This is a genomic window from Pseudooceanicola aquaeponti (assembly GCF_050897975.1).
Lineage (GTDB): Bacteria > Pseudomonadota > Alphaproteobacteria > Rhodobacterales > Rhodobacteraceae > Pseudooceanicola.
The window spans coordinates 1-12583 of record NZ_JBPAXY010000012.1 but is presented as its reverse complement, the minus strand read 5'-3'; the positions used below and the strand labels follow the sequence as shown (position 1 = coordinate 12583).

General features: G+C 61.8%; 15 protein-coding genes. 14 read left to right on the top strand and 1 reads right to left on the bottom strand.

All coding sequences use genetic code 11. The annotated features are described in order from the left end of the window. Positions 1–495 precede the first annotated feature (495 nt). Positions 496–654: a hypothetical protein gene (locus ACRARE_RS21670; RefSeq protein ID WP_169747690.1), complete on the bottom strand. Its 159-nt coding sequence runs from the start codon at positions 652–654 to the stop codon at positions 496–498. A gap of 314 nt (positions 655–968) precedes the next feature. Between ACRARE_RS21670 and ACRARE_RS21665 the strand changes: the two genes are divergently transcribed. The 14 genes from ACRARE_RS21665 to ACRARE_RS21600 are packed head-to-tail and all read left to right on the top strand — an operon-like array spanning position 969 to position 12285. After that, a complete protein-coding gene (locus ACRARE_RS21665; RefSeq protein ID WP_009574148.1) occupies positions 969–1295 on the top strand; it encodes a hypothetical protein in 327 nt (108 codons plus the stop codon). Further along, positions 1252–1935 (top strand): lytic transglycosylase domain-containing protein, encoded by a 684-nt coding sequence (locus tag ACRARE_RS21660; protein ID WP_043872336.1) that lies wholly within the window; start codon positions 1252–1254, stop codon positions 1933–1935. The genes ACRARE_RS21665 and ACRARE_RS21660 overlap by 44 nt, the downstream gene beginning before the upstream one ends. Beyond that, a complete protein-coding gene (locus tag ACRARE_RS21655; protein ID WP_043872335.1) occupies positions 1932–2246 on the top strand; it encodes a TrbC/VirB2 family protein in 315 nt (104 codons plus the stop codon). The genes ACRARE_RS21660 and ACRARE_RS21655 overlap by 4 nt, the downstream gene beginning before the upstream one ends. A gap of 21 nt (positions 2247–2267) precedes the next feature. After that, a complete protein-coding gene (locus ACRARE_RS21650; RefSeq protein ID WP_009574151.1) occupies positions 2268–2546 on the top strand; it encodes a VirB3 family type IV secretion system protein in 279 nt (92 codons plus the stop codon). Beyond that, on the top strand, positions 2536–4920 hold the full coding sequence (locus ACRARE_RS21645; protein ID WP_043872334.1) for a VirB4 family type IV secretion/conjugal transfer ATPase: 2385 nt from the start codon (positions 2536–2538) through the stop codon (positions 4918–4920). Before ACRARE_RS21650 ends, ACRARE_RS21645 begins: the two co-directional genes overlap by 11 nt. Then, entirely contained in the window at positions 4917–5132 is a 216-nt protein-coding gene (locus tag ACRARE_RS21640) for a hypothetical protein (protein WP_043872333.1), read from the top strand. The genes ACRARE_RS21645 and ACRARE_RS21640 overlap by 4 nt, the downstream gene beginning before the upstream one ends. A gap of 4 nt (positions 5133–5136) precedes the next feature. Next, a complete protein-coding gene (locus ACRARE_RS21635) occupies positions 5137–6303 on the top strand; it encodes a lytic transglycosylase domain-containing protein (protein ID WP_043872332.1) in 1167 nt (388 codons plus the stop codon). Further along, the gene (locus ACRARE_RS21630; RefSeq protein WP_028095516.1) at positions 6300–7097 is read left to right on the top strand and encodes a type IV secretion system protein; all 798 of its coding nucleotides are present in this window, start codon (positions 6300–6302) and stop codon (positions 7095–7097) included. The genes ACRARE_RS21635 and ACRARE_RS21630 overlap by 4 nt, the downstream gene beginning before the upstream one ends. Positions 7098–7111: 14 nt before the next feature. Continuing rightward, positions 7112–7759: a VirB8 family type IV secretion system protein gene (locus ACRARE_RS21625; RefSeq protein WP_043872331.1), complete on the top strand. Its 648-nt coding sequence runs from the start codon at positions 7112–7114 to the stop codon at positions 7757–7759. Beyond that, a complete protein-coding gene (locus tag ACRARE_RS21620; RefSeq protein WP_009574160.1) occupies positions 7756–8457 on the top strand; it encodes a TrbG/VirB9 family P-type conjugative transfer protein in 702 nt (233 codons plus the stop codon). Before ACRARE_RS21625 ends, ACRARE_RS21620 begins: the two co-directional genes overlap by 4 nt. Beyond that, positions 8454–9779, top strand: coding sequence for a TraB/TrbI/VirB10 family type IV secretion system protein (locus ACRARE_RS21615; RefSeq protein WP_043872330.1), 1326 nt, complete (start codon positions 8454–8456; stop codon positions 9777–9779). Before ACRARE_RS21620 ends, ACRARE_RS21615 begins: the two co-directional genes overlap by 4 nt. 1 nt (position 9780) lies before the next feature. Beyond that, positions 9781–10815: an ATPase, T2SS/T4P/T4SS family gene (locus ACRARE_RS21610; protein ID WP_043872329.1), complete on the top strand. Its 1035-nt coding sequence runs from the start codon at positions 9781–9783 to the stop codon at positions 10813–10815. A 16-nt stretch (positions 10816–10831) separates the two neighbouring features. Beyond that, complete coding sequence (locus ACRARE_RS21605) at positions 10832–11251, top strand: hypothetical protein (protein ID WP_009574168.1); 420 nt, start codon at positions 10832–10834, stop codon at positions 11249–11251. Next, entirely contained in the window at positions 11251–12285 is a 1035-nt protein-coding gene (locus ACRARE_RS21600) for a TrbL/VirB6 family protein (protein ID WP_432658487.1), read from the top strand. Before ACRARE_RS21605 ends, ACRARE_RS21600 begins: the two co-directional genes overlap by 1 nt. Positions 12286–12583: the final 298 nt, after the last annotated feature.

Genomic DNA, 12583 nt, shown 5'->3' with positions numbered 1-12583 from the left:
TGTGCAACTTTCGGCACCTACGAAGTCTCCGACCACGCAGATATGTGACGCACAGTGGTCTGCTCCATGGTCGATATCTGCAGCCGGAATGTCCGTTTCATGATGGTGGCGCTCGTTTGAAGACTCCTGGGCGAGTTGTTCAACAGAGCACGAAACCATGGCTGATGCATTGGACGGCATCAGGGTCACTGCCACCAATATGGAGGCAATCTGGAGTATCCCAAAAAAGGCCCGAATCCTGTACATCATTTTTGAAGCTGTATTGCTGAAACAAAATGTCGGCAAGTCACCAAAACGTGTGGGCCAATTTTTCATACATTCTTCGTAGAAGTCTGAACAAACTGCTGAAATCCTAATCGATCAATGAATGTGCGAGCGCGGATGTCGCAAGCGGTGACGACATGATCGCCCGCTTGAAAAACATCATTGCGTTAGAGACTGACGGAGCGTTGGTCTAACGGTTGATTTCTACTGGCGGCACAAACCCGTAGTCGCTTACTCGAGAGCATTCAGGAACCTGGCGTAGTCATCACTGACCTCCCTCGCCTCAACAAAGGCGCGAGCGCGCTCGGCGTCGAGACAACGAAAGTAGTCCTGCACATCGGCAATGTAGGTCTCGAAATCGCTTCTGATCAGATCGGCGTAGGCACGCATGTCGTCTTGCGACTGAGGCAAGAACGGTCGTTCGGGAGGTACGCAATCTGCTGCCGCGGCTATCGGCATGCTTCCAAGCAGGAACGCGAACAGCAACGGTGCGTTGCGCGCAATAAACAGCCGCAGGGCAAAACTCCTTTGCCGCCTTTAAGATTATCATTCTGTCGGCTATCACCGTTATCGGAGCAAGGCGAACTTCGTCAACACGTTATTATTGTCTTGCTATCATTAATGTTGTTTTGTATCGCTCACGGTGTTGCGACCCCGTGGGCCTGATACTGCACCCAGGCAGAACAAGGACCCAAGGGAAGGCCATGATTGAAGAAGCCCCGAATGTGGTTACAGAAGACGGACTGCGCGGCTTGCTCGCCGAGGGCTACCTCATTGAGGTGGTCTGCAAGGAGAGAGCAGAGAAGCGCCATAACAGCTGGTACGGCTCGTGGGTCATCCGCGCCGTCGCCACTGATGAGCGTGACGATAAGATGCTCGTCACCAGCCGAAGCGTCCTCAAGCTCCGCGACTTCAAAACCATCGTTGGCCTTGTCAGTTTCCTGGCCGACATGGGCTGTACGACCGCTAGCATCCCACTTGAAGAAGGTGGCCGCGAGCGCCACGCCGCGCCTCCGGTCAAAGGCAGCTGACCGCGCGACTGCGCTCGTCGTTGCTTTGGGTACAGGCGTTTGTTCCGCGCCCCCGGCCCTGGCCGACGGTTTCATCTTTTCGGTTGGCCCAGACGGCCAATTGATTTCCTCTTCTCAAGAGGCAAACGGGCGCCTTTTTCTCTTCGCAGAACCTCGCGTTCCTGACGCAACGAGCGAGACAGCGATCCCGGCTCGATCCGCCGCCCGCGCCACCCCAGAAATCCTCCATGCGATCGAGACCACGGCTCTGCGGTATGCCGGGCATGGTGCGCTGCGTCGCGCAGGGCTTTCAGTCACTGATTGGGCGCTCCTTTACCGGGCCAATATCGAAGTCGAGAGCGCATACAATCCGGCTGCACGTAGCCCTGTCGGTGCCATAGGCCTTGGCCAGCTTATGCCGGATACCGCCCGCGACCTCGGCGTGGACCCACATGACATTGCGCAGAACCTCGACGGATCAGCCCGCTACTTGCTGATGATGCTCGACCAGTTCGGTGAGGGTTCTCTGGCCCTTGCCGCGTACAACGCTGGCCCTGAGGCGGTCACACGCCACGGCGGCATCCCCCCTTTTCGAGAAACCCAAGGGCATGTGGCCCGTGTGACTGCCGTGTTTGAGCGGCTCAGAGGAGATCTTTCATGACATCGAGGAAACGTCAAAGCGTGCTCCGCACGCGGGCGATCGTCGCGCTCGGCGCGACGGCCCTTATCGTGCTGGCGGGTCCAGCGCTTGCGCAAAGCATCGACCTCTCGCCGGTACAGACCCTGCTTCAAGGCATTGTCGATGCGATCACCGGTCCCTTGGGCATCGTGATTGGCACGCTCGCACTGATCGGTGTGTTTCTTTCCTGGCTCTTTGGCATCCTCGACTTTCGTCAGGCGCTTTGGGTCGTGGTTGCAATCGCGGGCATCGCCGCAGCACCCACCATCGTCGCCGCCATCTGGACCACCTGAGCAATCCCGGAGTTCTTGGCCATGGCTGACCAGTCCCGCGTGTTCATCGGCCTTCTCAGGCCACCCAAGCTGATGGGCTTGCCGATCATGTACGCCATGGTCTGGCTCTTCGGCTCGACGCTTCTGTTCCTCTGGGTGCAGAGCTGGGTGGTGGCTGTTTTCGCGGGGCTGGCCTGGCCGGCGCTCTGGAAGGCCGCGGACTGGGATCCGAACTTCCTCGATGTCCTGGTGATCACCCTGCAGGAAACCCCGCCCACGACGAACCGCAAGCTGCATGGAGGCGACAGCTATGCCCCGTGATGGAATTGCCGATGAGATTGAGAACGCCATCGATCCGCTGACCGCGCTACCCGCATGGGTCAAGGGCGAGAAGCGGCTCTCAATGATGCTGCCTTATGTGAGCCTCGTGAACGACCGAACGATCCGGACACGCGGCAACGAGCTGATGCAATGCATCCGGCTCGAGGGGGTGAACAGCACCACGAGCGAGGACGGGCATCTCGACCGGATCGGAGGGTTGCTGGCTGGCATCGTGGCGCAGGTCGGGACCGAGTTCTCATTCTACTTGCACAAGGTCTCGAAAGCGGTCGACGTGACCCTGCCGCCCGTTCCGGGCGAAGGGTTTGCGGCCGCCGTCGACAAACGATGGCACGCGCATCTCGGCCGCGCGAGTTTGCGCGACAAGACGCTGACTCTGACCGTGCTGAAGCGCCCCGAGGCGAGCAGCCGTCTGCCCTTCGGTCTGGGGGCGTCTCGCTCGCGACATGCGGCCGACACCACCCGCCGCTTGCGCAAGCTCGACGAGGTTGTGGGGTTTCTGCTGTCCTCCTTCGATGAGCTGAAGCCCCGCCCGCTGGCCGCAAGCACCGGCGAGCTTCTGGGCTTCCTCGGTTCACTCAACACGGGCGAGGAGTCCCCGCTTTTCCCCCGGTCGCGCCTCGGTGTGATCGCCGAGGACGTAGCCAATACGCGCGTCACCTTCCGCGGCACGACCATCGCACTCTCGGACGGTGCCGTCGGCGACAAGCTCGGGGCGATCTTTGCGGTGAAGAACTACCCGGCCAAGACCGATAGCCTGATGCTCGACGAGTTGAATCTGCCCGTCGACATGGTGGTCACGCACTCTTTTGTGCCGATCAACGCCAACATCATGGCGGGCCGGATCAAGCGGCAGCTGCGGCTAATGCAGGCCGCCAATGACGGAGCCGTCAGTCTCGCCCAGGAACTGGAACTCGCGCAGGACGATCTGGAATCCAAACGCCTGATCTTCGGCGAGCACCACATGACCGTGGCCGTCTATGCCCGCACCCAGACGGCGCTTGACGACATCGCGGCCGAAATCCGCAACATCTCCGCCACTTCCGGGATCAACCTGATCTCGGAAGCTTTCGGGGCGCGGGCGCATTTCATGGCGCAGCATCCCGGGAACACAGGGGCGCGCAGCCGCAAGGCCGCAATCACGAACCACAACTTCACCGATCTCGCCACCTTTCACCGCACCCCGCTCGGAAAGACAGGTCGGGAAGTCCCCTGGGGCGTGCCGATCACGCTCTTTCCGACACCCGAGCGCAGTGGTTTTCGCTTCAACTTCCACGAACAGGGCGCGCCGGATCGCGAGCCCACGGGAGGCCACACGCTGATCCTCGGCCGTCCCGGCTCCGGCAAATCCGTCCTGGCGGCTTTCCTGATGACCATGGCACGGCGGGCAGGTGCGCGGGTCTTCGTATTCGACTATCGCGCGGGCATGGAGATGGCCGTCCGCGCGCTCGGCGGCAGCTATTCGACCGTGCGGGCGGGGCGCCCCACGGGCCTCAATCCGCTCCAGACCGAGATCGACATGCGGGGCCAGGCATGGCTTGCTGATTGGCTCGCGAGCCTCTTGGAGCGGCGCGATCGACCGCTAACCCCGGTTCAGACCAACCGATTGCAGGAAGTCGTGCGCCAGAACGCGAGCGCAGGACATGCGGGCCTACGAAACTGGTCGGATTTCGCCTCGCTGCTGGTCTCGACCGATGACGAGGGCGATCTCTTCGAGCGTATGCAGGAATGGACGGCCGAGGGTCGCTACGGCTGGATCTTCGGGGCCAATGCCGAGGACAGTTTCAGCATCGATGGAGACGTCGCGGGCTTTGACCTCACCGGCATCCTCGATTCCGAGAGCGAGCGGGAACGCATGGCGGTCCTGTCCTACCTCTTCCGCCGGGTCGAGCGGGTGATCGAGGACCGCAAGCCCACCATCATCGTCATCGACGAGGCATGGAAAGCCCTCGACAACGCCTACTTTGCGGAGCGCCTCAGCAACTGGCTGGTGACCGCCCGCAAGCAGAACGCCGTCGTCGTGATGATGACGCAATATGCCAGCCAGCTCGAGCGCACGCGCACCGGCAAGACCATCGTGGAAGCGGTGCCGACGCAGGTGCTCTTGCCCAACATTCGTGCTTCCGCCGCTGACTACGCGATGCTCGGCCTGACCGAGAAAGAGCTCGACGTGCTTCTGGGCGTCGGCTCGGCCTCGCGGCTCGCGCTTGTACGCGACGACCGTGGTTCCGTCGTGATCGATGCCGATCTCAGCGCGCTCGGCCCGCTCGTGACCATCCTTGGCGGAATGGAGAAGGGCGAAGCGCTTGTCGGCGCCGATTATCGCGAACGTCCTGATTTCTGGAGAGTGACATGACCCGTACCATCATTCGCAGCGTAGTGCTGCTCGGGCTCGGCCTGACCCTGACAGCCTGTGCGCAGCATAACCCCCCGCAAGCCAACTGCTTCAATTTTCGCGAGGCTCCTGCGCAGGCAGGAACCGCCACCGCCACGATCTCGACCATGGGGGCGGAGGTCACGCGCCGCGACAGTCCTTGCGATTTCGTCCTCTTGGGGGCGGGCGGCTGAGCCAATGCGGACCTGGCTACCTCTCTCGATGATCGGCTTTGCACTGGCAGGTCCCACGGCAGGGCCAGCGGTCGCCCAAGGCGTGCCGACCTTCGATCTGCGCCTCTTCGCAGAGCGGCAGGCCATCCTTGAGCAGACCGATCGGGACCTGGCACTGCAGCAGGTCCGGCTAAGCCGCGAGGAGGAACTGGCCGAAATCGAGCGCCAGCAACTCGCCTCCCTCGAAGGGCTGATGGATGCCATGTCGCTTGGCGCTGGAGACGTGGCCGGAACCGTGGCGGGGCTCGAGGCGGGGCAGGGGGCGGTAGACGACGTCGAAAGCGCGGCCGCCAGTCTTTATGCGCCCGAGGACACCAATCCAGCGGCAGCGCGGATGTTCGGCGATGCCAGGGAGGGGATCGAGGAGCTGATCATCCGCGCAGCACGCGACACCCATAGTCTGTCCGGGGTCGGCCGCGCAGGTCTTTCGCTCGTGCAATGGCGCTGTCTCTTGCAGGCGCTGATTTGGCAGGAGAGCCGCTTCCAGATCGGGGCACGCTCACCCGTAGGGGCCTTCGGACTTACCCAGATCATGCCCGGTACCGCGGGCGATCTCGGGATCTACCCGGCCTATTACGACGATCCCTATCTGCAGGTCACCGGCGGTGCGCGATACCTCGCACAAATGCTGAACATGTTCGATGGCAACATTATCCATGCGCTCGCCGCCTATAACGCCGGTCCTGGCAATGTGCAGGATTATGGCGGTGTGCCGCCTTTCGCGGAAACCCAGCACTATGTCGTGGTGATCCCGCAGCAGTACAACAGCTACCTCGCGGCCGTGGGCGGCATCGATGCGCTCGGCACCATCGATCCTGTGCTCCTCGCCAACGCGAGTTTCAGCCTCTCGGCCCACGGCGCAGGGGTCTATGGCGACTATTCGCTGGTCTCGGTCCGTGCCGCCGCCCTGCGGGTTCAGGACATCATCACCCGCATTGGTGAGACCGAGGATCTCCACGAGGCCATCGCGCTCAACACCTATGCCCGGGCCGAACTGGCCCGGCTGGTCGCAATCCGGACCCGGATCAAGGCCGCCCGAACCGAGCCACTCAGCGCCGAGCAGATCGCCTTGGCGGCAGCGCAAGCTGCCGAGCGGCAATACATGGATTTTAGTCAGGAGGATTTGCGTTGAACCTGCGCCTGCCCCGTTCCCTTTTCGCCGGTAGCATCGCTCTCGCGCTTGCCCTCAATGTTACCGGACCTGTCGCGGCACAGGGTGTGCCCACGGTGGACACTCAGAACATTGCCCAGGAAATCCGCCAGCTTCAGCAGATGCTGCAGGATTTCGGGATCCAGACCGATCTTCTGGACAATGCGTTGGAGCAACTGGACATGCTGCAAAGCCAACTCGATCAGCTGAACGAGATGTATGCCTCGCTCACCGGGCCGCGCAGCATCCTCGGACTTGCCATGGGCGGGGACCTCGATACCTTGCTTGAGGCCAACTTCGAAGACATCCCCGGCCTGATCCGAGGCATCCAGGCGGGCGATTGGAGCGCGCTCATCGGGCCCAATGCCGGGCCCATGCGCACGCAGATGGAACAGGCGCTGGCAAGCGCCGGGTTCGACGAGGATTCACTCCGCGAGATCGCCACCAGCGGCAATCCGGGCGCCGAAGGCGTGGCCACGCGGGCCACCACAGGTGCTGTGATGTCGGCGGCGGCGCAGAACAGCCACGCAGAGGCGGAACAGTCTCTCGAACGGGTGGAACGTCTGGTCGAGATGATCCCCGACATGGAGGATCTCAAAGCCTCGATGGATCATAACACACGCGTCACGGCGGAACTCGCCATCGCCATGACCCGGATGTGGGAGCTGGAAGCGATCCAAACCCTAGGCGCAGGCAATGCAGGCGTGGTCGACGCCGCCACGGTTGCCGAAGAACGCCGCTACATGGACTTCACCTTGCCGGATCTTGAGCCATGAGTGGGGCAGGGGTGATGACTGCGCGCGAGCTCGTGGAAGAGGAACTTGTCTACGGTGCCCTGCGCCGGGAACAGCTTTGGCGGATGATCGGCATTTCCGGGGCAGGCTTTGGCGTATTCGGCTGTTTGACGGCTGCGGCTGTCGCGCTGATGGTCGAGACGCCGCCTCCCGTGGTTGTGCCCTACGATCCCGCGACCGGGATGGCGCTCCCCAATGCCACGGTTGAAACCGTGTCGCTCGCCGAACGGCCTGCCGTGATCGAAGCGCAAATCTACCGCTACATTTTCGACCGCGAAACCTACAACCAGCTCGACAACGATCTTCGTGTCCGCCGTGTCCTGGCACAGTCTTCCGGATCGGCCGAGGCCAGCATGCGCGCGATGTGGACATCGGGGCAGGACAGCTATCCGCCGACGCGTTACGGGGCTGCGGCCGAGATGGCCGTTGAGATCGCATCGATCACCCTTATTGGCGATAACCGCGCCCAGGTGCGGCTCAGAAAGCGCCTGACCAGCCCTCAGGGGGTACAGGATGGATCGTTCACTGCCACGTTGATGTTCGAATTCCGGCCCGAGCGGACCCGAGCGATCGACGATGTTTGGCAAAACCCTTTCGGTTTCACCGTTACCCAATATGCCATCCGATCGGACCGTTCCGAATGACTCGCACTCCAATCTCTGCGCTGCTGGCCGCCAGTATTCTCGCGTTCGCGGGAACGACTGCTTTGGCCGAAACTACGCCCCGTCCAGGTTCTCATGACAATCGCGTGCGCGTCGCGACCTGGACTGAAGGCCAGGTTTACCGTGTCGTCACGACTCTGACCCGCGTCACCACAGTCGAATTCGGTGAGGGTGAAACCATCCGCTCGATCATCGCCGGCGATACGGTCGGGTTTCAATTCGACGGTGTCCCGGGTGGCCGTGCCTTCGCCATCAAGCCGACAGCATCTGGCGTCGCCACCAACATCACCGTCTACACCAACCGCCGCTCCTACTACTTCCATGTCGTCGAAGCCCGGGAGACGCCGCATTATGTCGTGCAGTTCCGCTATCCTGAAAACCGCGTGCAACCCACCAGGGCGGTTGCGGCCGATGCGCCGAACGCGAACTATGCGGTCAGCGCCCGAGAAGAGTTCACGCCGACGGCCATCTGGGATGATGGTACCTTCACGTATTTCCGGTTTGCACGGAACGCGCCGGTGCCCGCCATCTTCCGATATTCGAACGGCAGGGAACGCGCGGTGAACAGCCAAGCCTTGAGTGACGGCGTCATCCGCGTGTCCGGCGTCAACCGGCAATGGGTCCTTCGCCTTGGCGAAGAGGTGATTTGCGTCCAGGACGCAGGACAGGCCACATCATGACCGAAGGTACGGAAGACCTCGCCGCGCGCCTCGCGGCTCTCGAAGGTTCGACAGGCAAAGCGAAGGCAAACAAGCGGCCTGCACCGCTTGCCGCGATCCTTGGAGTCGTCGGCATCGCCGCAGCAGGTGGTCTGGCGTGGGCTGCCCTACAGCCGTCGGCAGAAGCACCAATGGCGACCGCCGCGCCGGAGGAGTTCCAGAGCAGCGGCCCCGGATTCGGAGATCTGGCGCCGATTTCTACCCCGGAGCCCAGCCAAGCCCCGCCTGCGGACACAGGTCCGAGCGAGTCTGAACTCGCGCTGATGGAAAGTCTTGCGACATTGAGAGCGGAACTCGAGGACCTGCGCGCAAGACCGGCCGAGGCCGCGGATAGCGGGGCGGAGCAGGCTATTGCGGACCTGACGGCGCAAATTGCCACCTTACAGGAAGCATCCGCCGAGGCTCAGCGTGCCCTCGAGCGGCAGCTGACCGAGCGGGACCGCGAATTGGATCAGCTCCGCATGGACTTGGAACTTGCACGGCTTGCACCACCAGAGCCGACCTCATTGGGACCAAGTGAAGAAGAATTGCGGCTGGCCGAACTCGAAAGGCGGCGCGCTGCTGAAGCTGAGGCCCGCGCAGAGCGTATCGCGTCTCCTATGATCGCATTCTCCGGGATGGGCGCGGGTGCGGATAGGGAGAACACGCTGGAAGCCGCACGTTTGAATGCAGATGAAGCCTTTGTTCGTTCGGGCGCACAACCTGCGCAGGTGACACGTGCCGAAGTGATCGCGAACCCATCGAACACGGTTGTTCAGGGCACCATGATTCAGGCTGTCACAGAGACGGCTCTCGACAGCACACTGCCCGGCGCGATCCGCGCCATCGTCTCGGAAGACGTCCATTCGTTCGATGGAACCCGTATCCTGATCCCGCGCGGCGCGCGGCTGATCGGGCGCTACCGCTCCGATGTCGCACTCGCCCAATCGCGCGTCATGGTGGCATGGGACCGGATCATCTTGCCCGACAATCAGACTGTGCAGATCAGCGCCTTCGGTGGAGACGAACTCGGCCGTACTGGCACCACCGGGTTTGTCGACACCCGTTTCGCGCAACGCTTCGGCTCCGCCGCGCTGATCTCCTTGATCGGCGCTCTGCCTGCGGCTGCAGCGGGTCAAATCGACAGCGAGGCGGCGGCCGATGTTGCGAGTGATGTCGGCACCGACCTGCGCGATAGCACGCAAAGCGTGATGCAGGACTATCTGGCGATCCGGCCAGTGATACATGTCGACCAGGGTACACGGATCACGGTCATGGTTGATCGTGACCTCGAGATTTTCTGACATGGCTGCAAGTTATCTGGAAGCGTCGCTCGACCGTTTCGGCCCCGAGGTCCTGCGCGACGACACGATCGAGATCTGTATCAATCCCGACGGACAAGTCTGGGGCGAATTCCAGGGCGACCACTTCATGCGAGGTCTCGGCAGCCCGCTGAGCCAGACCGAGATCAAGGACCTCGGCAACCAGATCGCCTCCGCCGCCTCGACCACGCTCAGCACCAAGAAGCCTATCGTCTCGGTCTCGATCCTATATCGTGATCGCCCGATCCGCGCGCAGGTGATCCAGCCGCCGGCAGTCGAGGGCGGTTTCTCGATTTCTCTTAGGTTCTTCTCCTCCCTGCCGCTTGAGAAGGTCAAACTCGGATTCCTTTTCGGCAAGGAACGCAGCCTTGAGGGTCTGCGCCGGGAACGGAACGCCGCGCTTCGTGATGTGGTGAGGTCCGGCGACATCGACGCTGCGCTGCGGTTTTGCGTCGAGAACAAGCTCAACATGATCGTCTCGGGCGGTACATCTACCGGCAAGACGGTGGCGGCGCGCAAGATCCTTTCGCTGATCCCGCCCGAAGAGCGGATCATCACCATCGAGGAGGCGGCCGAGCTGCGCCCCGAGCAGCCCAATGCCGTGACGTTGATCGCGGACCGGGACACGGATGCCCGCAGTGCCGATGTGCTCTTGGCCTCAACGCTTCGCATGCGACCCGACCGGATTGTCCTAGGCGAAGTCCGCGGTCGCGAGGCGATGACGTTTCTCGAGGCAATCAACACCGGCCACGGTGGATCGCTGACCACGCTGCATGCCGAGACCCCACAACTTGCTGTTCGCCGCCTCGCCATCGCCGCCCTGAAAACCGATGTGCCGATGACCTATGCCGACATGCTCGATTATATCGAGGGCTCAATCGACGTGATCATTCAGGCAGGCCGCCATGAAGGCGCGCGCGGAATCACCGAGTTCTTTCTCCCGGGCCAAACCACTGATTTGAACCTCGACACGGTCGACGGCAGAGGCAACAAGAGCCCCTCCGTTGCCGCTGAGTAAAAAAGGAACCCCCCAGATGCGAAAACCAATCCTCGCAGTCATGCTTGCCGCCCTTGCGGGCCCACTTGTGGCACAGACTTCGCCTCCGATCTCAAACGATCTCACGGTCGATATGTCGCCTCAACAATACCGGATCTGCAACGATCGTCCGGCGCGCCCGACCTGGATGGACGAAATCAATCCGCGGGAAGCCTACAAGGCAGCAGCTTTGATGGAATTGTACGAAATTCGGGCCTGGGAGGAGATCGCTGAATCTGGCGACTGCGGCTGTGAAACCCGCTTTCCCGCTTGGGGTAGCTCCGATGGCGAGTATCATGAAAGGTATGCAGGCCTTAGCCAAGCCGAGCATTCAGCGTTTCGCCGCGACTGGATTGAAGTAAGGAAGCAACTCGAGCCGAGCGTGCGTACAATCTGCGAAGCTCAAGGCAACTGGTAATGGGCGTCGTCAGCTGGATGGTCGGAACGGCAGACGCGTTCCTTGTCGATGCGGCTGAGTCCCAGTTCGGGGCCGTGGCAAGCAATACCGGCACGATCGTCCTGCTGATGGTCACGCTTTCGCTAATCGGCGTCTGCATCAACATGGCATTCCAGTTCCGCAGCATGGATGGGGCCAGCTTCTTCTGGTACCTGATCAAGCTGATGCTGATAGGGCTCTTCGCCTTCAACTGGGCAAACTTCAATGCAGTAGCGAACGCCGTCATTGGAGGCTTGGACTACGTCGCTGGCGCACTAGTGTCTTCGGTTGGCGGCGGAGGAGCCGGAGCCACACACTTTGCCGGCGAATTCGACATCCTGATCGAAAAATTCAGCCAGTACCTGAATGCCATCGGCAGCAATTTGAACTGGATGACGGGCGCGATCCTAGGCGGCATCGGGCTTATTCTTTTGAGCCTCCTTGGCTTCATGACCGGCATCGTCCTCATATTCGCCAAGATGATGCTGACCCTCATGCTCGGCCTTGCTCCGATCATGATCGCTCTGTCGCTCTTCGACGCGACCAAGGATTTCTTCCATAGGTGGGTCTCGACGACGGTCAGCTATGCCTTCTACCCCATCGTCATCGCAGCAATGTTTTCGACCGTCGTCGGCATGGCGAATTCGCTTCTCGCGCAGCTCGGTGATCCAAACTCGGCAACCAACATCGGATCGCTCGTGCCGTTCTTCGTCATGGTGTTCCTAGCCAAGGGCTTCGTCGCTGCAACGCCCCTGATCGTTCGCGGCATCTCGGGAAACCTAATGGTGGCGGCGGCACCGGCGATCGTCAGCGGGTCCGCAGGGGTACTGCGAGGGCTGGCTAACACATCTGGTGTCCAGGGCAGGGCGCGGATCGGTGCGCTCACGACGGGTGAGGCGATCGGGCGGGGGGCTGTCCAGGCCCCCGCTGCTGTGCGGAGTGCAGCGGCGACGGCGAGCGCGCAGGTGGTCAGGATGGCTGAGAGAGCGAAACGGTTGGGATCCGTGTCTAGATGATCTGCTTTGCTTGGCAGAGGATGCCTGATTTGAGGAATGGCCTTTGCGATGGTGGCGAGTCTGCGCGAAATGGCGGCGATAACGAGATTGTGCGGATTGCCGCGCGTTTTGAGTCGCTGCCCCAAAGCGTTTCGGCTTTAACCCGAGACATATCCTGCGGCCTTGAAGTAGTTCCAGCGTAACCGACCGATTGGGGCCGCCTGCCTGAGGCTGGGGTTCCGAGGTAAGACACGTGCATAACGACGTCGTTATGCACGTGTCTTATTCGGAGGAGCCATGCTGGGCGAGGTTCTGGGTG

What these genes read in the sequence shown, in the direction of transcription:
- ACRARE_RS21670 (WP_169747690.1), bottom strand. Translation starts at nt 654, where the DNA reads ATGCGTGCCTACGCCGATCTGATCAGAAGCGATTTCGAGACCTACATT.
- ACRARE_RS21665 (WP_009574148.1), top strand. Translation starts at nt 969, where the DNA reads ATGATTGAAGAAGCCCCGAATGTGGTTACAGAAGACGGACTGCGCGGC.
- ACRARE_RS21655 (WP_043872335.1), top strand. Translation starts at nt 1,932, where the DNA reads ATGACATCGAGGAAACGTCAAAGCGTGCTCCGCACGCGGGCGATCGTC.
- ACRARE_RS21650 (WP_009574151.1), top strand. Translation starts at nt 2,268, where the DNA reads ATGGCTGACCAGTCCCGCGTGTTCATCGGCCTTCTCAGGCCACCCAAG.
- ACRARE_RS21645 (WP_043872334.1), top strand. Translation starts at nt 2,536, where the DNA reads ATGCCCCGTGATGGAATTGCCGATGAGATTGAGAACGCCATCGATCCG.
- ACRARE_RS21640 (WP_043872333.1), top strand. Translation starts at nt 4,917, where the DNA reads ATGACCCGTACCATCATTCGCAGCGTAGTGCTGCTCGGGCTCGGCCTG.
- ACRARE_RS21635 (WP_043872332.1), top strand. Translation starts at nt 5,137, where the DNA reads ATGCGGACCTGGCTACCTCTCTCGATGATCGGCTTTGCACTGGCAGGT.
- ACRARE_RS21625 (WP_043872331.1), top strand. Translation starts at nt 7,112, where the DNA reads ATGACTGCGCGCGAGCTCGTGGAAGAGGAACTTGTCTACGGTGCCCTG.
- ACRARE_RS21620 (WP_009574160.1), top strand. Translation starts at nt 7,756, where the DNA reads ATGACTCGCACTCCAATCTCTGCGCTGCTGGCCGCCAGTATTCTCGCG.
- ACRARE_RS21615 (WP_043872330.1), top strand. Translation starts at nt 8,454, where the DNA reads ATGACCGAAGGTACGGAAGACCTCGCCGCGCGCCTCGCGGCTCTCGAA.
- ACRARE_RS21610 (WP_043872329.1), top strand. Translation starts at nt 9,781, where the DNA reads ATGGCTGCAAGTTATCTGGAAGCGTCGCTCGACCGTTTCGGCCCCGAG.
- ACRARE_RS21605 (WP_009574168.1), top strand. Translation starts at nt 10,832, where the DNA reads ATGCGAAAACCAATCCTCGCAGTCATGCTTGCCGCCCTTGCGGGCCCA.
- ACRARE_RS21600 (WP_432658487.1), top strand. Translation starts at nt 11,251, where the DNA reads ATGGGCGTCGTCAGCTGGATGGTCGGAACGGCAGACGCGTTCCTTGTC.